General features: G+C 46.4%; 25 protein-coding genes. 18 read left to right on the top strand and 7 right to left on the bottom strand.

Translation table 11 applies throughout. The features are described from left to right. Positions 1 to 220 precede the first annotated feature (220 nt). The 7 genes from ACLU24_RS13220 to ACLU24_RS13190 form a co-directional block, all read right to left on the bottom strand. The gene (locus ACLU24_RS13220; protein WP_412613138.1) at positions 221 to 1789 is read right to left on the bottom strand and encodes a recombinase family protein; all 1569 of its coding nucleotides are present in this window, start codon (positions 1787 to 1789) and stop codon (positions 221 to 223) included. Further along, positions 1789 to 3489, bottom strand: coding sequence for a recombinase family protein (locus ACLU24_RS13215; RefSeq protein ID WP_177713515.1), 1701 nt, complete (start codon positions 3487 to 3489; stop codon positions 1789 to 1791). Before ACLU24_RS13215 ends, ACLU24_RS13220 begins: the two co-directional genes overlap by 1 nt. Further along, positions 3490 to 5181 (bottom strand): recombinase family protein, encoded by a 1692-nt coding sequence (locus ACLU24_RS13210; RefSeq protein ID WP_177713516.1) that lies wholly within the window; start codon positions 5179 to 5181, stop codon positions 3490 to 3492. Between the two features lie 168 nt (positions 5182 to 5349). After that, entirely contained in the window at positions 5350 to 5574 is a 225-nt protein-coding gene (locus ACLU24_RS13205; RefSeq protein WP_117461158.1) for a DUF6870 family protein, read from the bottom strand. 535 nt (positions 5575 to 6109) lie between these two features. Then, complete coding sequence (locus tag ACLU24_RS13200; RefSeq protein WP_412613136.1) at positions 6110 to 6577, bottom strand: hypothetical protein; 468 nt, start codon at positions 6575 to 6577, stop codon at positions 6110 to 6112. 429 nt (positions 6578 to 7006) lie between these two features. After that, complete coding sequence (locus ACLU24_RS13195) at positions 7007 to 7738, bottom strand: ImmA/IrrE family metallo-endopeptidase (protein WP_177713518.1); 732 nt, start codon at positions 7736 to 7738, stop codon at positions 7007 to 7009. Next, on the bottom strand, positions 7738 to 7953 hold the full coding sequence (locus ACLU24_RS13190; protein ID WP_475495309.1) for a hypothetical protein: 216 nt from the start codon (positions 7951 to 7953) through the stop codon (positions 7738 to 7740). Before ACLU24_RS13190 ends, ACLU24_RS13195 begins: the two co-directional genes overlap by 1 nt. A gap of 275 nt (positions 7954 to 8228) precedes the next feature. Here ACLU24_RS13190 and ACLU24_RS13185 point away from each other — a divergent pair, with 275 nt between their 5' ends. The 18 genes from ACLU24_RS13185 to ACLU24_RS13105 all read left to right on the top strand — a co-directional run bounded on the left by ACLU24_RS13185 (position 8229) and on the right by ACLU24_RS13105 (position 23692). Next, the gene (locus ACLU24_RS13185; RefSeq protein ID WP_412613134.1) at positions 8229 to 8657 is read left to right on the top strand and encodes a helix-turn-helix domain-containing protein; all 429 of its coding nucleotides are present in this window, start codon (positions 8229 to 8231) and stop codon (positions 8655 to 8657) included. Positions 8658 to 8731: 74 nt separating this feature from the next. Then, a complete protein-coding gene (locus ACLU24_RS13180; protein WP_117461152.1) occupies positions 8732 to 9268 on the top strand; it encodes an ImmA/IrrE family metallo-endopeptidase in 537 nt (178 codons plus the stop codon). A gap of 126 nt (positions 9269 to 9394) precedes the next feature. Next, positions 9395 to 9616, top strand: a complete 222-nt coding sequence (locus ACLU24_RS14660) for an AlkZ-related protein (RefSeq protein ID WP_475495308.1) — start codon at positions 9395 to 9397, stop codon at positions 9614 to 9616. Further along, on the top strand, positions 9540 to 10082 hold the full coding sequence (locus tag ACLU24_RS13175; protein WP_412613132.1) for an AlkZ-related protein: 543 nt from the start codon (positions 9540 to 9542) through the stop codon (positions 10080 to 10082). The genes ACLU24_RS14660 and ACLU24_RS13175 overlap by 77 nt, the downstream gene beginning before the upstream one ends. Before the next feature lie 4 nt (positions 10083 to 10086). After that, on the top strand, positions 10087 to 10803 hold the full coding sequence (locus tag ACLU24_RS13170) for a hypothetical protein (RefSeq protein WP_177713521.1): 717 nt from the start codon (positions 10087 to 10089) through the stop codon (positions 10801 to 10803). Positions 10804 to 10817: 14 nt separating this feature from the next. Next, positions 10818 to 11300 carry a flavodoxin gene (locus ACLU24_RS13165; protein ID WP_177713522.1) on the top strand — a complete coding sequence of 161 codons (483 nt, stop codon included), beginning with the start codon at positions 10818 to 10820 and terminating at the stop codon, positions 11298 to 11300. Then, positions 11297 to 12331, top strand: coding sequence for an alcohol dehydrogenase (locus ACLU24_RS13160; RefSeq protein ID WP_412613130.1), 1035 nt, complete (start codon positions 11297 to 11299; stop codon positions 12329 to 12331). The genes ACLU24_RS13165 and ACLU24_RS13160 overlap by 4 nt, the downstream gene beginning before the upstream one ends. Before the next feature lie 50 nt (positions 12332 to 12381). Continuing rightward, positions 12382 to 12591: a hypothetical protein gene (locus tag ACLU24_RS13155; RefSeq protein WP_412613128.1), complete on the top strand. Its 210-nt coding sequence runs from the start codon at positions 12382 to 12384 to the stop codon at positions 12589 to 12591. An 82-nt stretch (positions 12592 to 12673) separates the two neighbouring features. Beyond that, positions 12674 to 13012: a hypothetical protein gene (locus tag ACLU24_RS13150; RefSeq protein WP_412613126.1), complete on the top strand. Its 339-nt coding sequence runs from the start codon at positions 12674 to 12676 to the stop codon at positions 13010 to 13012. Positions 13013 to 13064: 52 nt separating this feature from the next. Next, complete coding sequence (locus ACLU24_RS13145; RefSeq protein WP_412613125.1) at positions 13065 to 14573, top strand: Y-family DNA polymerase; 1509 nt, start codon at positions 13065 to 13067, stop codon at positions 14571 to 14573. A gap of 19 nt (positions 14574 to 14592) precedes the next feature. Beyond that, a complete protein-coding gene (locus tag ACLU24_RS13140; protein ID WP_117461166.1) occupies positions 14593 to 15036 on the top strand; it encodes a GNAT family N-acetyltransferase in 444 nt (147 codons plus the stop codon). A gap of 87 nt (positions 15037 to 15123) precedes the next feature. Then, positions 15124 to 15489: a hypothetical protein gene (locus ACLU24_RS13135; protein ID WP_412613140.1), complete on the top strand. Its 366-nt coding sequence runs from the start codon at positions 15124 to 15126 to the stop codon at positions 15487 to 15489. A gap of 244 nt (positions 15490 to 15733) precedes the next feature. Then, positions 15734 to 16063, top strand: a complete 330-nt coding sequence (locus ACLU24_RS13130) for a plasmid mobilization protein (protein ID WP_117461146.1) — start codon at positions 15734 to 15736, stop codon at positions 16061 to 16063. Continuing rightward, positions 16024 to 17391 carry a relaxase/mobilization nuclease domain-containing protein gene (locus ACLU24_RS13125; RefSeq protein WP_412613124.1) on the top strand — a complete coding sequence of 456 codons (1368 nt, stop codon included), beginning with the start codon at positions 16024 to 16026 and terminating at the stop codon, positions 17389 to 17391. The genes ACLU24_RS13130 and ACLU24_RS13125 overlap by 40 nt, the downstream gene beginning before the upstream one ends. A gap of 169 nt (positions 17392 to 17560) precedes the next feature. Further along, entirely contained in the window at positions 17561 to 17773 is a 213-nt protein-coding gene (locus ACLU24_RS13120; protein ID WP_071699564.1) for a helix-turn-helix domain-containing protein, read from the top strand. Positions 17774 to 17838: 65 nt separating this feature from the next. Then, positions 17839 to 19257: an NYN domain-containing protein gene (locus ACLU24_RS13115; RefSeq protein WP_412613122.1), complete on the top strand. Its 1419-nt coding sequence runs from the start codon at positions 17839 to 17841 to the stop codon at positions 19255 to 19257. An 88-nt stretch (positions 19258 to 19345) separates the two neighbouring features. Beyond that, positions 19346 to 22111, top strand: coding sequence for a type I restriction endonuclease subunit R (locus ACLU24_RS13110; protein WP_117452828.1), 2766 nt, complete (start codon positions 19346 to 19348; stop codon positions 22109 to 22111). A gap of 12 nt (positions 22112 to 22123) precedes the next feature. Beyond that, positions 22124 to 23692, top strand: a complete 1569-nt coding sequence (locus ACLU24_RS13105; RefSeq protein ID WP_412613121.1) for a type I restriction-modification system subunit M — start codon at positions 22124 to 22126, stop codon at positions 23690 to 23692. Positions 23693 to 23761: the final 69 nt, after the last annotated feature.

Here is a 23761-nt window from a genome sequence, read left to right as displayed (position 1 = left end):
CTCGCGGGTGCGAATGGGCGCACTGCCCCCTTGTCACGAATCTACCTAAATCGTCCCATTATGTCAAGTAGGTGCAAAAAAATTTTTCAAATTCTTCAAAAAGCCCACGAAAACAGGTGGTTGAGCCTTTTGAAGATCGAAACCATACGCCTACGATGTTTCGATAGATTATGTTATTTTAGGACAAAAAACGACTTCACAGCTAAAAGCTATACCGGAGTCATACACCGGCTCCGGCATAACTGCTGATTCCGTTCTTCACTTCGTTGAACTTCCAAATGATCTCGATGCTTTCTGAGTCGTAGACCAGAACTCGTTCAACTGCATCATAAAGATGCTCTCTGAGTTTGGCATCGGACAAGCCGGTCATTTTTCCGACCGCCTCTTGCTGCTCGGATGCAGTATCGCTCATTTGCTGATTCGCTTCATACAGAGCTTCACTTTCCTCAAGCTGTTCTTTAAGGGCAGCTTGTTTTCTTGTCAGCTCATCTTTGCCGGAAAGATATTCTTCGGCGGTGATCTTCGCTTCTCTGTACTGTTCGTACAGGGTAAACTTTTCTCGTCCGCAAGCATCATACTGAGCCTTGAGCAATACAAGTTGACGCTGCAAGCTCTCGTTTCTGATTCGTGCAGCCTTTTTGACTTCCAAGGATTCAATGCGTGTGATCTCGATTTGTCCTTTTAAGGCTTCAAGCAGAACTTCTTCCAATGCGTTTTTTCTCCAATAAACGCCCTCACAAGAGCTTCCGTCGTGGTACCGATGGGAGGGGCAAGCAAATACCTTCCCGTTTGCCTTTTCGAGTTTGCCGCCGCAGTGTGCGCAGTAATAAACTCTATCAGACTGATCATGGGTTACTCTGGCTGTTTTTCTGCGCCGCTGAATCGCCTCATTTGCTTTATCGAACTCTTCTTGAGTGACGATAGCCTCATGTGCATTTTTGCGGATATACCATTCCTCTTTGGGAACACGACGCTGGTTCTTGTCCCGGATGAAGCGACTTTCTCTCATGTGGTTTGCCATAACCCCGGTGTACTTGATGTTTTCAATCATACTAAGGATTGCTCGATGTGTCCACTGGGGCTTTTTGGCTGAACTGCTATGAATCGCTTTTGCCTGAGCCGGTGTCAGGATGCCCTCTGCATTCAGCTCTTTGGCAATCTGAGTGCAGGACTTTCCGTCGATAACATTCAGAAAAATTCTGCGTACCACCGGGGCGGTTCTTTCGTCTATGACAAGCTGATGCTTGTCATCCTGATGCGTTTTATAGCCATAAGGGACGGTATTCACGAACCGTGCCTTTTGCTGCTTCGTTCGCATTGCAGACTTAACCTTCTGCGAAAGATCCTTGCTGTAATAGTCATAGATCAGGTTTTTGAAGGCAACATCCATCCCGATAGTCTTGCCTTCATGCTTTGCACTGTCATAATGGTCATTGATGGACTTGAAGCGGATGCCGAGGAACGGGAAGATATGCTCCAAGTAATCGCCAACCTCAAGATAGTCTCTTCCAAAGCGAGAGAGGTCTTTCACAACAATGCAGCTAATCTCACCGCGCTTTGCGCATTCAATCATCCGCTGGAAATCAGGGCGATCAAAATTGGTGCCGGAAAAACCATCATCGCAGAACTCAATCCGAGGAAGATCGCAAAGCATCGGTGTCTGATCCAGATGACGGTTGATGAGCAAACGCTGAGAAGCGATGCTGTTGCTGTCATCTTTTACGGCGTTTGTCCGCTTATCCACATCTTCCAAAGACAATCTGAGATAGATAGCAATTTGATTTTTCATCATGCGACCTCCTTTCTGAGTCTTTCACAAGTGCTTGTAAGTGCTTCAAACTCGTCCATGTAGCTGAGTTTGATTTCCAAGCTACCATCGGCATGAAGTTTCATGCTTTCAATGAATGCGTCTGCCATATCAGCAGAAATCTCGGTTGCGTCATAATAACGCTGAATCATGAATTTCCACTTCATCTCGCCTGTAATCTGCTCTTCGGTTTCCGTCTTTACAGATTCCAACTCAGAGAGTTTCAATTCCAATGCACGGATGTCTTCTCCGATGATCTCACGGTGATGACCATATTCCTCCTGAGAAAGCAAGCCTTCCTTGAGATCAACATACATTCCACTGAGTAGAGACTGTTTATGAGCCAACTTCTGCTTCAAAGCCCTGATCTCCTGAACAGTGTTGTTTTGCTTGAGCTTGGACTTCTTCATAGCAAGCAATCGGCGGATCGTGCTTTCCATATCGAGAAACACATCCATCTGCGCTTTGATAAACGCAAATACCGCTTCATCCAAATCGCCCTTACGCATCTTGATGTCGGAGCAGCCTCGTGCGCCGTGTTCTGCATAGGTGGGGCATTTGAATGTGAAATAAGCCTTGTCTTTCTTTGTACTGATGGATCGTGTCAGCTTCATGACTGCACCACAATCAGCGCAAACGAATTTCTTGCCATAGATATTCACTGCTTTTGGCAGATGATCGTACTTGCCGGAATTTGCTTTCGTGCGTTCCACGGCTTCTTTGTTGATCTGCTGGACTTTCTCAAACAGCTCATCACTGATGATGGGATCGTGCGTATTTTTCGCTATAATCCACTCATCTTCGGAGGTAATGTGATACGGGATGCCACTGTAAAGGCACTGACTGCCCTTCTTCTGAGCGAGATGTCCAATATATACAATGTCATTCAATATCTCCGTAATCTTGTGCTTGTTCCAAAGGATCGTCCGGTCTTTACGATTGTTGTTGGTTACGATGCCGCTGTCAAACTTCTTTTGACTGGGGGATGGGATTCCGGCATCATTGAGCTTCTTGTTGATGCCCATATAACTAACTCCGGCAGCTCTCCACTCGAAAATCTGCTGGACAATCGGTGCTGTTTCAGGATCAACAAGCAGGTGGTTTTTGTTCTCAGGATCTCTGCGATAGCCATAGGGAGCATAATTTCCGATATAGTCACCGCGCTCCATTTTCGCTTGCAATGCCGAAGTGACTTTTCTTGAAATGTCCTTCGCATAGTAGTCATTAACGATGTTGGACAAAGATGCCGAGAGTTGACCTTCACTCGTCACGGTTGCGGTATCATAGGAGTCATTGACCGCTATAAACCGCAGTCCGTAAAAGGGGCAAATCTTTTCAATAAACTGAGAAGTCTCAATATAATTACGCCCCAAACGGGAAAGATCCTTAACTACAATGCAATCTATCAGCTCTGCCTGGACTGCCTCCATCATACGGTTAAACTCCGGACGCAGGAAATCTGTGCCGGTATAGCCGTTATCAATGAAGATGGCAACCTTGTTCAATCCGGGATGATTGGCAACATACTCATCCAGAAGTGCTGTCTGGTTCTCAACGGAATCGGAGCCTTTTCCGTTGTCCTCTACGGACAATCTGACATAGAGGGCGGTTTTCCAAATGCGGACGGAGGTATCAACCTGAGTCTGTACCGTGTTTTGCTTTTTGCGTGATACTCGTGCCATTTATACCGCCTCCCTTGTCAAATGGATTATTCTCTTGGCTGCCTCCTTTTCCTTTTGTTCGCTGAGGAAGTCCACAATGGATGCAAACCGATCTCCGTGCATCAAACGAACCTCAATCTCCTTGTCCTCATTAACGCGGACATATTCGATGAGGCTGACCACGGCTCTTCGGGTAAGCTCTTGAATGTTTTCATACTCTTTGAACTGAGCCAGCCAGCCTTGCTGTTCAGCCAAGCCTCCCATGACGCTGTTGCGTTCACCGGTGAGGCTCATGATAGTTTCGGTTGCTTCTGCAATCTGCTGATCAAACCGGGCAGTGTAAATCTTGTATTCATCACGGGATATGAAGTCGCTTTTGAAGTCTTCATACGCGCCGGTTTTCAGCCTTCTGTTCTTGTCGATAATCTCTTCCTGAAAAGCTATTTTTGCATTGATCTTTTCAAGCTCTCGGTTTTCCCAAGCAAGATTGTCGATTTGCGTCAGTGCATCTGCCATATCCATAGCTGCCGCAATGTGACCTTGTACGACTGCAAGAACCGTATCATAAACAACGGATTCCTTAATGCTATGGGACGAGCAGGAGTTCTTGTCGTTCTTGTTTCCCCCACAGATGAAGTAGGCATATTCGTGACCGCCCGTGCGTGTAACCCGACGAACCATAGGGCTACCACAATCCGCACAGAAGATTTTTCCCGAAAAAGGATGCACACCTTTTGCTCCGACAGGGCTTCTTGTATCGTCCTGCATAAGCCGCTGGACGAGATCGAACTGAGATGGAGCAATAATGGGATCGTGCGCGTTCTCTGTCCGTGACCACTCATTAGACGGCTTTGCCACCGTCTTTTTAACCTTGTGGTTTGGAGAAGTCGTTTTTCCTTGCACCAGCGTTCCGGTGTAAATCTCGTTTTTCAAAATGCGATAGATTGCAACGGCACTCCATAAGGCTACTTGCTTTGTCTGAAAACAAGTGCGCTGTTTAGAGCCTTTAGCCTTTTTGTACTCAATCGGAGACGGTACATTTGCTGTGTTGAGTTGATCCGCTATCTGAGCCGGAGACAATCCTTCTACTTTCCATTTGAAAATCTCCTGCACCACGGACGCTGCTTCGGGATCGATGACCAACTGATTCTTGTTATCCGGCGATCTCATATATCCGAATACAACACGGGTGCCGACAAACTGACCGCTCCGACGCTTGGCTTCAAGATTACTCCTGACCTTGATAGAAATATCGCGGCAGTACGAATCGTTCATCAGATTTTTGAAGGGCAAGACCAGCTCGTTATCCGCTGCACCCGGTTGGGCGTTGTCATAATGGTCATTGATCGCTATGAAACGAATGCCAAGGCGCGGAAATATCTTCTGGATATACTCACCAGATCCGATATACTCACGACCAAAACGAGAAAGGTCTTTGACCACGATGCAGTCAATTTCTCCGGCTCGAACCGCATCCATCATTTTGTTGAAATCAGGACGCTCAAAGTTTGCGCCGGTAAAGCCGTCATCGCAGTATTCTTTAACTACTGTGATTTCCGGGTGCTTCTTGAGATAATCCATGATCAACAACCGCTGATTGGAAATGCTGTCACTCTCAAGTTTCTCACCGGAAAAAGAAAAATCGCCATCTTCCTTCGATAATCGTAGGTAGATGGCGGCTTTATAATCTCTGTCTAAAGATAATTTCAGCATAAAACGCCACTCCTTACATTATTCCGGTTAGAAAGCCCGAAAACTAAATGTAGGCAGTGGTGTTCACTGATTTTGTCCATGCTTATTATAGCACATCTTCAACCAAGATTCCAGCCTTATTTGCTTTGTTCACAAAAAAGATTCATTTCGGGACCTTCGACCTTTGCTTTACATACTCGCCAGAAGGTTTACGAAGTTATCATTGATGGTTGCCTGAGTATTGGCGTAGGAAACTCTGACGATTGTATTGCCGACCTTGAATAAATACGGATTCTTGATCTGCTCTACATAGGACTTCATACGCTCTTCAACAGGCTTGCTCCTGTCAATCTTCACATCACGAATATCAACCAACGACTCAAGAAGGTCTTTCTTGCTCTGCTCATTCGCCATATACAATCACCGCCTTTACAATAAATATTCTGACCAAATTTTTCCCTTTCTATGCGTAAAGCCGCGAGAACACCTTATCAGCAAATTGATAGGCAGCAATCCGTGATGGACTGCTGCCCATTGTATTCACTGATAAACCCTTGCGGGTGTTTGTTACAGTGTTCTTTGTATCAGCATATTTGCAGCTCGCACCCCTGCTGAATAGGGAATGCTGCGGACTACCAACGGTTAATCGGTATCATGGGACTCTCACCCCTCCGAGGATCGCTCCGAGCCGCCCCTTCAAAAGAAGAAACGGAAGTATCATTGTACCCAACTTTTCCATCATGGCAAGCAGCCGCACCACACGGCTGTTTAATCTCTCTGTTGATCGCTCACTCCGGTTGGAGGTCTTGGCGGCAGAAGATAAGTTGCTTCGAGAAAAGAGGAAAGATCCGCAGCACTGAACTATTCAGTTGTCAAGGAACCGCGAAGGAGGCTTGTTCGCCCTCTTCACACTACAACGGACATTTTTTTGCGTTTTGTCTCACGCAAATCAAAAAAATTTTTTATATTTTTCCTGAATGCTCTTTTTTGCCCTTGATACCTTTGACTTGTCCACATGAAACTCTTCTTCATAGCCTCGCATGGTCAAATCCCTGACAATACAGCATTCAAAAACGCTTAACTCTAAAGGAGTTAAAACGGCTTTGAACTCCTTGAGCCGAATGTGAAAAAGAGCATCGTTCTCGAAATCCAAAGGATCAGCCAGCCAAGCTGGACTCATGTTTTCGCCGCCTTCATAGCTCACATAGTCAAGTGAAAGTAAGGTAGTTTTCTCTTCTTCACATCCAATGACAGGTACTCCCGACATAGAGCGTCTGAGTTTCTTTTCTTCGTTGCGTAGAATCTTCATTGTTTCTCTGCTGACCTCGCATACTTCGCCGGTTTGCTTCACGCGCACCATGCACTTGCCGTCCTCCGTAGTCCAGAGGTCATAGTCAAATTCGATTGGGGTTTTCATAGTTCTTCCTTTCCGCTGCATCGCAGAGCAGCGGATGGAAGAGACTAAAAAAAGAGCCGCATGACCGGTGAGTTCATGATCCCATGCCGATAAAACAGAGTGCGAACACTCTGTTCATGCGGCATTAGGAAGACTCACCAATCAGCGGCTCCACAGCACAGCTATCAAAAATATTTATTTGTTATCTCTACCTCTATCTGAGGTTGAGGAATAACCGTCTCATACTGAGGACATTGAACACGGTTTCTCGTCCGCACATTTTACATTTAGCTTGGACATGACCTCGTGTGTCCTCAAAAACATGGATTGCACTATGCCCACAGTATGGGCATTTGATAATTCTCATCTCTTGTGATGAGATGGCGTGACGCGCCCGTCTGATCTTGACAAGCATCTCCGGGGATGGGTCCTTGACGCGGATATTTCGCTTCATGTCAGCACCTCCAACGGATCGGCATAATCACTGTATGCCATGTCTTCGAGGTAGCCGAGCTGCCTGAGCCGGATTACGGCGGCAGACTTTGAGACACCGAGTTGCCCACAGAGCCTTGTCAATGTCAGTCTGTCATTGTAGGTGAAACGCCCTTCATAGCACTTGAGCTTCCTACCTCCGGCAAAAAACCACATGGCAAGGTCAATTTCCTTCTGCGGCATTAGAAGTGCCGCACCCAGTACATTTGCTTGCCACTCATTCCAATCCTCACGAGTCTTCAAGTCCCGGAGGGAGTAGGCTGTCCTTGCAGCGTATTTCTTTCTGCAAGCCTGTTTGACATCATCACTCTCCATCTGATAGAGAATCTGATGGGCGCACTCGTGCGCTAATGTGAATCTGCGTTTTCCGCAAAGCGCCCGAACTTGTCCGGGCTGAATAAAACTCTCATCCAGCAGAACTTGATTTTGCCTGAGCGCAAGTTTGCGGATAGCGCCTCCTTCCTCAACTGCGTACTCTGTATCGGCATAAGCCGTAAGTCCGCAGATGCTCCCGTCCTTCGACAGCTTTGCGAATGATACGGTAAGACCGAGATAGTCCTTTGCAAGCTGGTCAATGGGCGTAGCCCTTGGAGCTTGGACTTCTTCAACCTGAGAGCCGAAAAAGAACTCGTTAAAGTCCTCTGTTACGGCTGCGGCAATTTCTTCTATTTCCTTGTGGGATAAAATCATTAGCTGCTCTCCTTTGCTTCGACAAACCATTTGTCTCCTTCATGAAACAGAAAAGACTCCTTTCCTCGAATCATGACGGTGTAGCGAATACCACCGCCGCCAACTTTCTTAGAGCTGGCACGGCACTTGTAAAGAATTTGATCGATCTGAAAAATCAGACCGTTCTTCCATCGGATAAAACGGGGATGCACCGTTCCTTCTTCGTCAACATCCACATTCACCGACACATAGGCTTTCCTGCATTGACACTCCATTTTGCGATCCTCACTCCGTTTCTCATATTCACGGCTGGATTACGGGGAAACCGCAGCCGTGAATTGTAACTTTTTCTTGTATTTTTGCTCAACCCCTTGACAGGATGAGCAGTTCCGAGTAGAATATGAGTAGTTAAAATACTCACAGCATTATTATACGCATTTGAAATGCTCTTGTCAATAGGTTTGAGCAATTCAATGTCGCAAACTTTTTGTGAACAGGAGTGATTACCAAAATGACATTCGGTGAGAAGTTCAAGGCAGAGCGAGAAAAAAAGAACTTGACTCAGCAGCAGGTAGCTGACGGTTTAGGTATCAACAGACGCATGATCACCCGGTACGAAAACAATCTTTCTTTCCCTCGGACAAGGGATAACTACAAGAAAATCGCTGACTTCTTCGGTGTTGACATCAATTACTTTCTGAGCGAGGACGATGCGTTTGTCGTTCAGGCATCAGAGCAATATGGCACTCGTGGAATGAAACAGGCGCAGGACTTGATTGATGGTATGTCGGGTCTATTTGCCGGAGGCACACTGTCCGAACAGGACAAGGATGCTGTGATGAAGGCATTGCAGGATATTTACTGGGAGTCCAAAGCTCGTAATGTCGAGAAATACACACCGAAGAAATATAAAGCGACTGACAGCGATCCAAACGCCTAACTGTCCGTTTTATCGTACTATTCCTTTGCTATAATCAAAATGGAAACTTGCAACTTGAAGGGGGTGAGCGTTCCGTGATCATTCGCTCCGAGGAAATTTATAAAAAAGCAAACAGCATTGTGAGAAGCTGCGGCACGAGAGATACATTGAAAATCGCCCGTGAGCTTGGTATCTATGTGCATTACATAGACACGCTGAACGATCTGCTGGGAATGTATACCTACCGGCACAAAGAAAGACACATCCTGCTGAACTCCGGCATGGAACACATGGTCATGCAGATGGTCTGCGGTCATGAAATCGGACATGATGTGTTCCACCGCGATCTTGCCAAGAAAGGAAATGCCTTGCCGGAGTTTACGCTGTTCGATATGCGATCTAAGCCGGAATACGAGGCAAATGCTTTTGCTGCCCATCTCATCATCGACAATGACGAATTGGTTGAGTATATGCAAGAAGGCTATGATGTGGTGCAGCTCTCAGCAATGATGGGAACGAACATCAATCTGATGCTGATTAAGTTAAATGAAATGAATCGTATGGGATGGGGATTGAACCTGCCTTATGTCCCTCATGCAGACTTTTTGAAGCAGATCAAACCAGAAGGATGAAAACAGCGATATTAGATGTTTTAAGGACTTTCCTGTCTGATAAATTCATTATATGGGATGCCTGTTGTCGAAACCAACACAATCCTGTAATGAGGATTGTCTTAGGTATTATGAAGAGAAGCAACAATGATTGAAGCATACGCAGGACAACTACATAGCGCCGATGACCTGATTGCCACCGTTGAGCAATACGGGTTCCTGCCCTTCTTCCGAAACGAGATTCCCGGTTTCTCTGTTGAAGAGCTATGCCCACCGGAGTTGTGGTTTGCAGATGACGCGGACGGTCCGTGGGAATGGAAAGGACCGGCAGCACGGAGCGGCAAATGCCTCCTATGGAAAACTATTTAACAAGAAAGCTGGATTCGTGAGCCGAGAGTGGATTCCTGACTTTGCAAACTTCCGGCGCGATGGCTATGATTTTGACGCCCGTTGGGATGACGGTCTGGCATCCTACAAGGACAAGGAGCTTTATGAAACCATAGCAGATGAAGGCAGAATCCTTTCCAAGCGTCTGAAAGAAGTCAGGAACTACCGCAAGGGCGGAAACACTGGCTTTGAAACCAGCATCACACGGCTGCAAATGCAGAGCTATGTCTGCATTGCAGATTTCGTCTATATGCAGGACAAATACGGTAAGCCCTACGGTTGGGGCGTTGCAGAGTATTCAGCACCGGAAGTCATCTTTGGTTATGACTTCATCACATCTGCATACAGGGAAGATCCGCAAAAATCCAGAAAGCGTATTTTGAGACACCTTCAATTACTTCTTCCTGCTGCGACCGAAAAGCAGCTTGAGAAAATCATAAAGGGGTAAGGCTATGGACGATATTATCTTTGAGCGGGATTATCGAGAAGCTGAGTCAGGTGAATACGATGAGTGGTGCGATGAAGTATTTGACCGTGCAGTCAACGGAGGTATGCTGAAAGCGTACTCCGACGCAATGGACAAAATACCAAAGATCATCATTCCTGAGGACAAGAAGAACTATGAGTACCTTCTGGAACGCTGCGATGCGTTTGTGGAACGGCATCGTGGTCGTATTGAGGGAATTGTTGACTACCATCACTGGCATTCTGAAATCAATATGTTTCTTCCCTTCGCAGAGTTTGGTGATCCGGAAGACCTCGGATTTTTGAAGGAGATCGCGGATAAGTCGCACTCCATCTGCTTCTCTCCCGACAAGGACGGTGGCATTCGTGTCCACATCTTCATCAACTACTTTGATGAGATGATGCCGGAAGAAGCAAAACAGCTTGTGGAATACGATGCAATCATGAAAGATGAGCGGCTTGCATCCTTGCTGGGAATGCAGGATTCGTTCAAGCCGGAAGACGGACCGGATTTGGAACGCATCGAAAACCTTCTCGAACGATTTGAAACCGAAACTGAGCTTGATCGAAACGATGTTTTCTATGCAGTTTTCCGCCTGATTATCAAGTCTAAAGATGAGGATATTACGCTTGCAAAGATCGCTGACATGATGGAGGTACTGCTGTACCTTGTACTGAACGGCGGACTGGATCAAGACGAATGAAATTGGAGGCATTTATGAGCAGAAAATTAGTTGCATACTTCTCTGCAAGCGGTGTGACCGCAAAGGTGGCAGAGAAATTATCCGAGGCTATCGGCGCAGACCTTTACGCCATTGAGCCGGAAGTACCCTATACCAAAGCTGACCTTGACTGGATGGACAAGAAATCCCGCAGTACGATTGAGATGAACAATCCGGCATCTCGTCCTGCTATCGCCGGTAAGCGAGACAATATGAACGACTACGATACCGTGTTTGTCGGTTTCCCGATCTGGTGGTATGTTGCGCCGACGATCATCAACACCTTCCTTGAAAGCTATGATCTGACCGGTAAGACCATCATTCCGTTTGCAACTTCTGGTGGCAGTGATATGGGCAAAACCAACGAAAAGCTGCTGCCGAGCTGCAAGGGAGCGAAATTGCTGAACGGCAAGGTCTTCAAGGCATCCGTCAGCGGTGCTGACCTTGCAAAATGGGCAGAAGGGCTGGAAAACAAATGAAAGCATTAACCTATATTGAACATGGCAAGTTTGCCCTGACCGACAAGCCGAAGCCGCAGATCATAAATGCACGGGATGCAATCGTCCGCGTAACGCTGGGGAGCATCTGTACCAGTGACCTGCACATCAAGCATGGCTCTGTGCCGAGAGCCGTTCCCGGTATTACCGTAGGTCACGAGATGGTTGGCATCGTGGAAGAAGTCGGCGCAGAAGTTACGAATGTCAAGCCCGGTGATCGGGTAACGGTAAATGTAGAAACCTTCTGCGGTGAGTGCTTCTTCTGCAAGCATGGCTTTGTCAACAACTGCACCGACAAAAACGGCGGTTGGGCGTTAGGTTGCCGCATCGACGGCGGACAGGCTGAGTTTGTCCGAGTGCCGTATGCCGATCAGGGACTGAACAAGATCCCCGACAGCGTGACCGATGAACAGGCGTTATTCGTAGGAGATATTCTGGCAACGGGATTCTGGGCGGCTCGTATCTCCGAGATCACAAATGAAGATACAGTTCTGATCATCGGTGCGGGACCGACCGGTATTTGCACGCTGCTTTGCGTAATGTTGAAACAGCCGAAGCGGATCATTGTATGCGAGAAAGATCCGGCAAGAGTGCAGTTTGTCAAGGAACACTATCCTGATGTGCTGCTCTGCCAACCGGAGGAATGTGAGAATTATGTCCACGCCAACTCGGATCACGGCGGCGCGGATGTGGTTCTGGAGGTCGCCGGAGCGAAGGACACCTTCCAACTTGCGTGGATGTGTGCCAGACCTAATGCCGTTGTGACGGTGGTTGCTCTCTACGACGAGGCGCAAGCACTCCCTCTGCCCGATATGTACGGCAAGAATCTGACCTTTAAGACCGGAGGTGTGGATGGCTGCGACTGCGCGGAAATCCTAAACCTGATCGAGCAAGGCAAGATCGATACAACGCCGCTGATCACGCACAGATACCCTCTTGCAGATATTGAAGAGGCATACCGCATCTTTGAAAACCATCTGGACGGCGTGATCAAGATTGCGGTTACGGAGTAAATGTTTTATAAGGACAAATTCCAGTTTAACGAACAGGAGATGATGATCGCATGAAAATCCTACATGAACTTTCTTGGCTATGGGAAACGCTGGGCATTGCACTTGCTGCTGCGGCTGTCTGCATGGCTTGCGCCGCACTGATCTGCGGAGCCGCAAAGAAGGAACTCAGCAAAAAGGTGTTGGCAGCCATAGGAGCATCGGCATTTGTGGGCGCGATTCTGGCGGTCATTCTGATCGCCCGGACGCCGATGCCGCTTTGATAGGACGGAGCGTTTGCAGGAATCGTATGCGTTTGGGAAGAGAATTTACGAAACAAATCGGGATTTTTGGAGGTAGATGGAAATGAATAAGGAACAGCTATACGCAGCACAAACAGCAATGATTGAGTGGTTATCTGACCCTCATGAATTAGGAAAAAAGCCTTTCAAAATTGAATGTGCAGGTGAATTTGATTTTAATGAAATGCATTATTACATTTTCAAATTCAAAGCGTCGTTGCTTGGTAAATGGCTTGTTGGTGTCTGTGGTGGTTTTGAAGATGATGATTTAGAACCATGCGGACATATTTTCAGCAATATGCAAGAATATAATGAAACTACTGCTAAAAATGAGTGTATTACAATGGTTGAAAATATTATGGCATACTGGAAAGAACAAGCCGCCAAATATAGTAACCAATAATACAAATTCCAGTTTGGCGAACTGATGCAGTGATAAAAAGGAGGCACAGGAGTTGAAACAACGCACCTATATTGCCATCGACCTCAAGAGCTTCTATGCCTCCGTCGAATGCCGTGATAGAGGCTTAGATCCTCTGGACACAAACCTTGTTGTCGCGGACGAAAGCCGGACTGACAAAACCATTTGCCTTGCTGTTACCCCATCCCTCAAGAGTTATGGCATCTCAGGACGCGGCAGATTGTTTGAGGTGAAGCAGCGTGTCAAAGAAGCGAACGCAGGAAGACAGCACGATGCACCGAAACGAAAGCTCGAAGGATCATCGCATTTCTTTTCTGAGCTGCAAGCTAATCCTGAGCTTGCGATTGACTTCATCATCGCACCGCCGCAAATGGCTCGGTACATGGAGATCAGTACGCGGATATATGAGGTCTACATGAAGTATGTTGCGCCGGAAGACATTGTGGTTTACTCCATCGACGAGGTGTTTATGGATGTGACGGATTATCTGAACACCTATCATCTCACGCCACATGACCTTGCGATGAAGATGATCTTGGATGTGCTTGAGACAACCGGTATCACCGCAACCGCCGGGATTGGAACAAACCTTTTTCTCAGCAAAGTTGCGATGGATATTGTGGCAAAACACATTCCGGCAGATAAAAACGGTGTTCGCATTGCAGAGTTGGATGAGATGAAGTTTCGCCGTGAGCTTTGGACGCACCAGCCGCTCACAGACTTTTGGAGAGTCGGTAGAGGCTATGCAAAGAAGCTCGAAGAAAACGGAATGTTTACGATGGGCGATGTTGCCCGATGCTCGGCGAAAAATGAGGACTTGCTTTACAAACTTTTCGGCAAGAACGCAGAACTGCTGATCGACCATGCGTGGGGCTGGGAGCCTTGCACGGTTGAAGCAATCAAAGCCTACAAGCCCAGCACCAACAGCTTAGGCTCAGGACAAGTCCTGCATTGCCCCTATGAGGCTGAAAAGGCAAAGCTCGTCCTCCGTGAGATGGCTGATCTTCTCGTGCTGGACTTGGTGGACAAAGGACTTGTGACAGATCAAATCGTCATCACAGTTGGCTACGATATAGAAAACCTCACCGATCCCGAACGAAGCCGAAAATATCACGGGACAGTTGTAAAAGACCATTACGGACGGCAGATACCAAAACAGGCGCACGGCTCAATCAATCTTGACGGTCACACATCATCTACGAAGAAAATAATGTGTGCTACGGCAGAACTCTTTGATAGGATCGTGGACAAGAATCTTCTTGTGCGTCGGCTGAATATCACAGCAAATCATGTTGTTCCAGAAGCAGACGCGCCAGTGAAAAACGGAGGCTATGAGCAGCTTGATCTCTTCACAGATTTCACTGCCTTAGAAGCACAACGAAAGCGCGAAAAAGCAGAGCTGGATCGGGAAAAGAAAATGCAACAGGCAATGCTCATCATCAAGAAGAAGTATGGAAAGAACGCCATACTCAAAGGCATGAACTTGGAGGAAGGCGCAACCGCAAAGGACCGCAATGAGCAGATTGGTGGACATAAGGCGTAAGAAAATGGCTATGGAAAAGATGATGATAAAAGAGATAACCGAAAACAAGAAAGAATATCTGAATTTACTATTATTAGCTGACGAGCAGGAAGATATGATAGATCGCTATCTTGATAGAGGACGAATGTATGTCCTTGAAGACAACGGAGTAAAGTGTGAGTGTGTTGTGACAGATGAAGGAAACGGCATTCTCGAAATAAAAAACATTGCTACGGAGCCTGAGTTTCAGGGCAAGGGTTATGCGAAAATGTTGATCAGTTTCATTGCAAGAGAATACAGTGGACGATTTGAGGTTTTGCAAGTAGGTACGGGTGATAGCCCGTTGACTATTCCGTTTTATGAAAAATGCGGATTTGTACGCTCACATATAATTCCTGAGTTTTTTACAGATAATTATGATCATCCGATTTTTGAGTGTGGTATTCAGTTGGTAGATATGGTTTACCTTCAAAAATCTATCTGACCTTGCATTTACAAAGGAGGCAACCGATTGTATCAATACGAGGACATTATCAACCTTCCACATCATGTCTCTACCACTCGTCCACAAATGCCGATGTCAGATCGTGCAGCTCAGTTTTCTCCGTTCGCAGCTCTCACCGGTTATGATGCTGCTATCAAAGAAACCGGGCGTCTGACTGACACAAAGATCGAGCTGGATGATGAAGAACTCCATAACCTAAATTTGAAGTTTCAGTTTCTTGTGGAGCATCTTGAAGATGAGCCGGAGGTAGCAGTCACATACTTCAAAGCAGATGAGAGAAAAGCCGGTGGTGCTTATCTTGAAGCAACAGGCATCGTGAAAAAGCTGGATGATTTTGAGCGGCTGATTACCATGCAGGACGGCACGAAGATTCCGATGGATGACATTCTGACTATTGAGAGTGATGCGTTCTCATCGCTTGAACAATACTAAAAAGACGCTTTCGAGCGTCTTTTTCTTTTATGCGTGAGACAAAAACGCGGAATTTGTCCGTTGTATTACGAAGGGGTATTTTACGGGGGACTTCCAACTAAGATTACGATTTTAGAGAATAGCAAGCACAGCCGGTGTATATACACACGGCGATTTCGGATTAAGGAAACCCTCCCCTTAATCCAGAAAATGCTTGTTGGGATGTCTCCCAAACCCTCTATCTTTATGAAAGGACAAACCGCTTATGGCAAACAGAACACGACCAAATCAGATACTCTTCTTTGTTTCAGATGACGAGAAACGGATTATCAAAGGAAAGATGAAACAGCTTGGTACAAACAACATGGGAGCGTATCTTCGCAAGATGGCGATTGACGGTTACATCATCAAAGTGGACTACACGCAGCAGAAGAAACTTGCCGCAGCAGTATCTCGCGCAGCGGCAAATATCAACCACATTTGCCGCCGAATCAACTCCACAGGACACTTCTATGAGGACGATGTTGCAGAGCTGAAAGAAAGGCAGGCTGAGATATGGCGATTACTAAAATCAAGCCAATCCGAGGAACTGTGAACAAGGCTCTCGCATACATTCTTGATCCGCAGAAAACAGATGACCAGCTCTATGTCTCTTCCTATGGTTGCGCTGCCAGCGATGCCGCAGCGAAGGAATTTGAGTGGACAAGAAATCTTGCTGCTCAACAAGGAATGCAGATGCCGAAGGTGATCGCCCGACATCTGATCCAATCCTTTGCGGTTGATGAAGTCACGCCGGAACAAGCGCATGAAATCGGTAAGCAGTTTGCCGACGAATGGCTCAAGGGAAAGTACGAGTATGTGATTGCAACGCACATCGACAAGGGGCATTGCCACAATCATATTATCTTTAACGCTGTCAACTATGTTGACTTCCATGCGTACCGAAGCAATAAGAAAACCTATCGTGAGATGCGGCATCTCAGTGATGAGATATGTGCTGAACACGGGCTGTCAGTTATTCCTCCCTCTCAGGGAAAAGGCATGGACTACAAGGAATACACCGAAGCCAAACGCGGTACAAGTTGGAAGCAAAAACTCAAGCAGACCATTGATCGCTGTGTGGTCACAGCAAAGGACTACGATGAGTTTTTGAAGCTGATGCAGGACACCGGATATGAAATCAAAACCGGCAAATACATCTCCTTCCGTGCCGAAGGGCAAGAGCGTTTCACCCGTGCAAAAACCATCGGAGATAACTACACCGAGGACCGGATCAAGGAACGCATTCAAGGACGCAATGCCCGCAGACGGCAGATGCAGAACGGTAGGAAGAACATCTCTCTCATCAGCGATATTCAAAACAGAATTAAGCAGATCGACAGCAAGGGCTTTGAGCATTCTATGAAGATTAAGATCCTCAAAGAAGCCGCCAGAACGCTCAATTACCTCACTGAGAACGAGCTACTTCAATATGCCGATCTTGAAAAGAAAGTCGAAGACATCCATAGTTCTTATGAGCGTACCGGCGCTGACTTGAAAGTCGTTGAAGCGCAGCTCCGAAAGGTGCAGCCGCTTATCAAGAATATCTCAACCTATCAAAAGCTCAAGCCGGTCTATGATGCCTACTCAAAGACGAAGAACAAGCAGAGTTTTCGAGCTGCGCACGAGGCAGAGCTTGTCGTTTTTGAAGCAGCAAAGAGTACATTGCTTGCTATGCAAGATGGTGAAAAACTTCCAAGTATGAAGTCTCTGCAAGCCGAGCAGCAACGCCTTTTGGAAGAGCAGCAGCGTCTCTACGACGAACGAGCAAGGCTCAAAAAAGAGGCTAAAGTGATTGATACCATGAAGGCAAATGTCGATGATTTTCTCAGTCCAACGCTTTCACAGGAGCATGAAAAAGCCAAAAGTAGCGAGTTGGAATAACCACCAAAGCCTGAGCCGTATGAATAAATCGGCTCAGGCTTTCTTCTTCGTAATGCGCTCCATGAACTTGAAATATATTTTGAATTTTTGGAGCATCGTATTGAAAATTTGAAGCGTTTGGTGTATAATATAACGAGTCTCACTATAAGCGTTTGAGAGAGGTGCTTTTATGAAGATAAGCTATAAGAAATTATGGGTCATGCTCATTGAAAGAGAGATCCCAAAATCAACTTTACGCAAGGATATAGAGCTGTCTCCTGGCACGATGAGTAAGCTCAATAAGAACGAGGATGTAGCTCTCTCTGTTCTGCTGCGCATTTGCGACTATTTGAATTGTGACATTGGAGATATATGTGAAGCTGTGCGAACGGGCAAGAAGTAGGTCCGAGTTTTCGTGCGGCTATTTTGTTATAGGTAGAGAAAAATACCTCAGCGAAAGGAGCATATATGGATGTCCTTGAGAATGCTGTGACTGAGAAAAATGCCCTCGTTGAAGCGGAGGCGTTTCCCACAGATGATCGAGTCACCTACAAAGACAGCACCTATGAAATTGTTTCTAAGGTTGCATATTTGATTGGTGTTCCGAAACGAATTTTTGATAATGAGCATGAAGCACCCAAAATAGAGATATACGAAAAACTTGATGCAGACAAAACGGCACGGATAATCCGTCATTTGTGTATCATAAGGACAGCGATTGAAAGGAACTTCAAGCATATCAACGAGCGCATGAAGTTTAGTTATCTCTCAATCAGCAGTATGCCGGAATATGTGCCGCAGGATAGCCTTCAACAACTAAATGCGGATGGCATTAGTTTTATAAAGAAGTCCAGCACGAAGCTAAGTCAGCATATCGTTGAGATAAACAAGCTGATTTCTGATCGGATCAATAATTGCAAGAAGCTATTTCCTCTTTGGCTGAATTGGCTGTATGTAAAAAACCTCTTTCTCATGCCAGATGGCTTGAAAGAGGAAGGGACAAAAGCAGCAGCAGATATTTATTACGCTCACTTGCTCTTTTATCCTTACCAGATGTATATAAACTGGGAACCGGAGGATGTCGGTAATCTGCTCTATAACGATAAAAAATTCGTGACGCTGCTTTATCAAATGAACGGTGACTACTTTACAGAGTACAGTAAAGTTTCTGATGCTGGAAGTTACATTAAAGGAAGCATCTACGAGTTTATTGGTAGCAGCGAAAAGGTTGTCGTAGTGGTAGATTGTGAAAACTCTGATCCGTACAAGCTCTGCGCTACGCTCAAGAATCTTGACTATCAGTACACACAGAAGATAGCATCCATCATCCTGTTTGATGATGTGCATAGTGCATCTGCTTGGCGTATTCTGGATAGTTTTACCCACATCCCGGTCGAACACATGATGACCGAACGGGTAAAGCAGAACAAGTCTCTGGTCGATGTGATGCTGATTGCCCGAACTTGTCAGGAGCATTACAAAAACAATGTGGATTCCTTTATTTTGGTGTCCAGCGACTCCGACTATTGGGGACTGATTTCTTCTTTACCGGAGGCTCGGTTCCTTGTCATGATAGAGCGCGAAAACTGCGGATCGGATTTGAAGAACGCACTTGTCAATGCCGGTATATTCTATTGCTACATTGATGACTTCTACTCCGGCAATGCAGAGGATATTAAGATCGGCGCACTGTTCAAAGAGATGTATCATTACATAGATCAGGCGGTGCGGCTGAATATCTACGAGATGTTCACAGAGGCGTTAAGAGCGACTCGAATTGAAATGAGTTCTTCGGAACAGAAACAGTTTGTGGACAAGTATTTGAAAACGATGCAAATGTCCATTGCGGATAATGGCGATGTGACATTGGAAATAAGACGAAAATGAGTCCGTTATATCGGACAGTAGCCGTGATAGAATAAAATGAGGATCGGTTGGCAACCAAAAATGATCCTCAAGTATTGGAGATGAAGATATGGCATACCAGAGCGAAGCGGCTCTTGAGCAACAATTCATAGAGCAGCTAAACAAGCAGGAATACAGCACAGTCGATATTCCTGATTATGACGCATTGGTGGAGAACTTCAAAGTTCAGTTTGAAGCCTTCAATGCGCCCAAACTTGATACGCCTATCACCGATAAAGAGTGGGAGCGTATCTTTAACCTCATGCTTGGAAAGTCCGTGTTCCAGAGCGCAAAAATTCTGAGAGACAAGTTTGTCCTTGAGCGTGAGGACGGGACGAAGGTTTACCTTTCCTTCTTCGATCAGGATCACACCAAGAATATCTTCCAAGTTACACATCAGACAACGGTTGTAGGCAAGTATGTCAACCGCTATGATGTAACGATTCTTGTGAATGGCTTGCCTTTGATTCAGGTCGAGTTAAAGCGCAGGGGGATTGACATTCGAGAAGCAGTCAATCAGGTCATGCGCTATAAGAAGCACTCCTATAACGGACTATATCACTTCATTCAGCTTTTCATTGTCTCCAACGGCGTTGATACCAAATACTTTGCCAACTCCGACAGGGACTTGATGTATAGCCTCGCCTTCTTCTGGACGGATTTCAACAACATCCGTATTACCAACCTGAAGGACTTCTCAATCTCTTTTCTGGCAAGGGATCACATCATCAAGATGCTGACACGCTATACCATCCTGAACGATACGGATAAGATTCTGATGGTTATGCGCCCCTATCAGGTGTATGCCGTAGAAGCCCTTATAAGACAGGCTACGCTCACAAATCGCAATGCTTATATCTGGCATACCACCGGCGCAGGAAAGACGCTGACATCCTTTAAGACTGCTCAGATTCTCGCAGCCAATCCAAATATCAAGAAGGTTATCTTCCTTGTTGACCGTAAGGACTTGGACTCTCAGACCACCGAAGAGTTTAACAAGTTTGAGGCTGGCTCTGTTGATGTCACAGATCGCACAGACATTCTTGTGCGGCAAATGAAGGATAAGAACCGGCAGCTCATTGTCACGACGATGCAGAAGATGGCAAATGCCGTTAAGCGTCCTCAATACGAAAAGGTAATGGACGCATACCGTGACGAAAAGGTTGTCTTCATCATTGACGAATGCCACCGCAGCCAGTTCGGAGATATGCACAAGGATATTGTTCGGCATTTCAAGAAAGCGCAGTTCTTTGGCTTTACCGGTACGCCCCGTTTTGAAGTGAACGGAAAGACGGAGGGCAAGATCACGCAGACCACCGAAATGCTGTTTGGGGAATGTTTGCATAACTATCTGATCAAGGATGCTATCTTCGATAACAATGTCCTCGGTTTCCATATTGAGTACATAAAGACGATGGAAGGCGATTTTGACTGGGACGATCCGACATTGGCTGACGCGATTGATGTTGGCGAACTCTATATGTCGGATGAGAGAATGTCCCTCATTGCAAACCACATCGTCCAGAACCACAAAGCCAAAACGAGAAATGGTCAGTACACGGCTATCTTTGCTGTTTCCTCTATCGAAGCTCTTGTCAAATACTACGACATTTTCAAGAAGATCAAACACGATCTGAACATCAGCGGCATCTTCTCCTATGGGCAGAACGAAGATGCTGAGGGCAAGGATGAGCATAGCCGAGATGCCTTGGAGCGTATCATCAAGGACTATAACGAGATGTACGGGACGAATTTCTCTACCGACACCTTCTCCGCGTATCACAAGGACATTTCAGATCGAGTCAAAGGAAAGAAAACAAAGTCGCTGGACATTCTCATCGTCGTGAATATGTTCCTGACCGGCTTTGACAGCAAGCAACTCTCTGTGCTGTATGTGGACAAGGATTTGAAGTATCATGATCTGTTGCAAGCCTATTCTCGCACGAACCGTGTCGAGAAAGAAACGAAACCGTTTGGTATCATCATTTGCTACCGCAACCTCAAGAAACGGACAGATGACGCACTGACGCTCTTCTCCAAGAGTCAGGACACCTCCGGCATTGTCGTTCCGGGCTATCAGTATTTTGTTGAGAAGTTCAATGAAATGGTTATGAAGCTCAAGGAAGTGGCACTCTACCCTGAGTCCGTCGATACCATGCAGAGCGAGGATGACCAGAAGAAATTTGTCATCACTTTCCGTGAGCTGACAAAATACCTCCAATCTTTGCAGACATTCATTGAGTTCAGCTTTGATCAGGATGCGCTCATCATGTCCGAGCAGGAGTATCAGGACTACAAGAGCAAGTATCTGATGCTTTACTCCCGGCAAAAAACCGATCGAGAAGTCGTATCTGTCCTGAATGATGTGGACTTCTGCATTGAGATCATGGAGAGTGACCGTATCAATGTTGCCTATATCATGAACTTGATACGCAACATCCACTTTGATGACAAGAAGCAGAAGGACTACGACATCAAGCACATCAAGGAAGAATTGAGCAGGACGGATAATCCGCAGTTGCTTCGCAAGGTTGAAATTCTTCAAGCGTTCTTGGATCGTGTCGTTGTTGGTCTTGAAAGTGCGGATGAGATTGACGCTGCATACAACGACTTTGAAAATGAAGCGAAACGAGAAGAGATCGTTGCTTTCGCAAAGACTGAGGATATTGATTCCTCCATGCTGACGGACATCATCTCTGAGTATGAGTTTTCAGGCACAATGGATGCAGGAAACATCCGTGACCGCATTGAGAAGCCCATGCCGCTGCTCAAGAAGAGGTCTTTGGTCAACCGGATCGTCGAATTTATCCGGCAGCACACTGAGAAATACCAATAAGGAGAGAGAACAATGGATAATTCTATTCAGGCTCACCAGAAAGAGCTTTGCAACAAACTATGGGCGATGGCAAATGCCCTGAGAGGTAACATGGAGGCATACGAGTTCAAGAACTATATCTTGGGCATGATCTTCTATTACTACCTCTCCGACAAGACCGAGAAGTACATGGTTAATCTTCTCAAAGACGATAATATCAGCTACGAGGATGCTTGGAATGACGAAGAATACAAGGCTGCCATCGTAGAAGAAGCTCTGCGTGACCTCGGCTATATCATCGAACCGGAGTATTTGTTCCGCAAGATGGTCAAGATGGTTGAGAACCGTTCCTTCGACATTGAGTTCTTGCAGAAAGCAATCAACGCTCTGATGGAATCCACTATTGGCAACGATTCGCAGGAAGACTTTGACGGATTGTTCTCCGATATGCAGCTCGATTCTACGAAGCTGGGGCATACCGTTAAAGATAGAAGTGCTGTCATGGCGAAAATCATTGCTTCGCTGGACGAGATCAATTTCAGCGTGGATGACACGAAGATTGATGTGTTGGGCAATGCCTACGAGTACCTAATCGGTCAATTCGCTGCCACAGCCGGTAAGAAAGCCGGTGAGTTCTACACACCTTCGGGTCCTGCCGAGCTGCTGTGCCGCCTTGCTTGTCTTGGCTTAACCGATGTTAAGGACGCAGCCGATCCGACTTGCGGTTCCGGCTCTCTGCTGCTTCGCCTCAAGAACTATGCAAATGTGCGTAACTACTACGGTCAGGAATTGACCTCGACCACTTATAACCTTGCCCGAATGAACATGATCCTTCGCGGCATCCCGTATCGCAACTTCAATATCTACAATGGCGATACGCTTGAGCATGACTACTTCGGAGACATGAAGTTCCGTGTTCAGGTTGCAAATCCTCCGTATTCTGCAAATTGGTCTGCTGATATGCACTTCATGGAGGACGAGCGTTTCAATGAATACGGCAAACTTGCGCCTAAGAGCAAGGCTGACTTTGCTTTTGTGCAGCACATGGTTTACCACATGGACGAAGACGGACGAGCTGTTGTCCTGCTGCCTCACGGCGTTCTGTTCCGGGGCGCAGCCGAAGAAGTGATCCGTAAGCACCTGATCCAAAAGCTGAATGTGCTGGACGCTGTTATCGGTCTTCCTGCAAACCTTTTCTTTGGCACGGGCATTCCGGTATGTGTTCTTGTCCTCAAGAGGGAGCGCAACGGCAACTCTGATAACATCCTCTTCATTGATGCGTCCAACGACTTTGAAGCCGGAAAGAATCAGAATATCCTCCGTGAGTGCGACATTGATAAGATCGTCAAAACCTACGAGCATCGTGTGGATGTCGATAAGTACGCCCATGTTGCCACTATGCAGGAGATTGAAGAGAACGGATTCAATCTGAACATTCCTCGCTATGTTGATACCTTTGAGCCGGAAGAGGAAATCGACCTCAATGCTGTTGCAGCAGAAATCCGCAATATTCAGGCTGAAATCAAAGGCATCGACGCACAACTGAAACCGTTTTTCGATGAGCTGGGACTTGATTTCCCCTTTGATGTGGAGGGCAAATAATTATGGCAAATGTATCCTCAAGTAACGGTCTTGAGAAGCGTCCGAAACTCCGGTTTCCGGGCTTCGATG

The organism is Pseudoruminococcus sp., from assembly GCF_047012705.1.
GTDB lineage: Bacteria > Bacillota > Clostridia > Oscillospirales > Acutalibacteraceae > Pseudoruminococcus.
Note: the sequence above shows the minus strand (reverse complement) of the source record. Positions and strands in the feature narration are given on the sequence as shown.

What these genes read in the sequence shown, in the direction of transcription:
- ACLU24_RS13185 (WP_412613134.1), top strand. Translation starts at nt 8,229, where the DNA reads ATGACATTCGGTGAGAAGTTCAAGGCAGAGCGAGAAAAAAAGAACTTG.
- ACLU24_RS13175 (WP_412613132.1), top strand. Translation starts at nt 9,540, where the DNA reads ATGACGCGGACGGTCCGTGGGAATGGAAAGGACCGGCAGCACGGAGCG.
- ACLU24_RS13125 (WP_412613124.1), top strand. Translation starts at nt 16,024, where the DNA reads ATGGCGATTACTAAAATCAAGCCAATCCGAGGAACTGTGAACAAGGCT.
- ACLU24_RS13105 (WP_412613121.1), top strand. Translation starts at nt 22,124, where the DNA reads ATGGATAATTCTATTCAGGCTCACCAGAAAGAGCTTTGCAACAAACTA.
- ACLU24_RS13120 (WP_071699564.1), top strand. Translation starts at nt 17,561, where the DNA reads ATGAAGATAAGCTATAAGAAATTATGGGTCATGCTCATTGAAAGAGAG.
- ACLU24_RS13110 (WP_117452828.1), top strand. Translation starts at nt 19,346, where the DNA reads ATGGCATACCAGAGCGAAGCGGCTCTTGAGCAACAATTCATAGAGCAG.
- ACLU24_RS13195 (WP_177713518.1), bottom strand. Translation starts at nt 7,738, where the DNA reads ATGATTTTATCCCACAAGGAAATAGAAGAAATTGCCGCAGCCGTAACA.
- ACLU24_RS13170 (WP_177713521.1), top strand. Translation starts at nt 10,087, where the DNA reads ATGGACGATATTATCTTTGAGCGGGATTATCGAGAAGCTGAGTCAGGT.
- ACLU24_RS13115 (WP_412613122.1), top strand. Translation starts at nt 17,839, where the DNA reads ATGGATGTCCTTGAGAATGCTGTGACTGAGAAAAATGCCCTCGTTGAA.
- ACLU24_RS13150 (WP_412613126.1), top strand. Translation starts at nt 12,674, where the DNA reads ATGAATAAGGAACAGCTATACGCAGCACAAACAGCAATGATTGAGTGG.
- ACLU24_RS13135 (WP_412613140.1), top strand. Translation starts at nt 15,124, where the DNA reads ATGCCGATGTCAGATCGTGCAGCTCAGTTTTCTCCGTTCGCAGCTCTC.
- ACLU24_RS13205 (WP_117461158.1), bottom strand. Translation starts at nt 5,574, where the DNA reads ATGGCGAATGAGCAGAGCAAGAAAGACCTTCTTGAGTCGTTGGTTGAT.
- ACLU24_RS13155 (WP_412613128.1), top strand. Translation starts at nt 12,382, where the DNA reads ATGAAAATCCTACATGAACTTTCTTGGCTATGGGAAACGCTGGGCATT.
- ACLU24_RS13130 (WP_117461146.1), top strand. Translation starts at nt 15,734, where the DNA reads ATGGCAAACAGAACACGACCAAATCAGATACTCTTCTTTGTTTCAGAT.
- ACLU24_RS13215 (WP_177713515.1), bottom strand. Translation starts at nt 3,489, where the DNA reads ATGGCACGAGTATCACGCAAAAAGCAAAACACGGTACAGACTCAGGTT.
- ACLU24_RS13200 (WP_412613136.1), bottom strand. Translation starts at nt 6,577, where the DNA reads ATGAAAACCCCAATCGAATTTGACTATGACCTCTGGACTACGGAGGAC.
- ACLU24_RS13210 (WP_177713516.1), bottom strand. Translation starts at nt 5,181, where the DNA reads ATGCTGAAATTATCTTTAGACAGAGATTATAAAGCCGCCATCTACCTA.
- ACLU24_RS13220 (WP_412613138.1), bottom strand. Translation starts at nt 1,789, where the DNA reads ATGAAAAATCAAATTGCTATCTATCTCAGATTGTCTTTGGAAGATGTG.
- ACLU24_RS13140 (WP_117461166.1), top strand. Translation starts at nt 14,593, where the DNA reads ATGATGATAAAAGAGATAACCGAAAACAAGAAAGAATATCTGAATTTA.
- ACLU24_RS13160 (WP_412613130.1), top strand. Translation starts at nt 11,297, where the DNA reads ATGAAAGCATTAACCTATATTGAACATGGCAAGTTTGCCCTGACCGAC.
- ACLU24_RS14660 (WP_475495308.1), top strand. Translation starts at nt 9,395, where the DNA reads ATGATTGAAGCATACGCAGGACAACTACATAGCGCCGATGACCTGATT.
- ACLU24_RS13165 (WP_177713522.1), top strand. Translation starts at nt 10,818, where the DNA reads ATGAGCAGAAAATTAGTTGCATACTTCTCTGCAAGCGGTGTGACCGCA.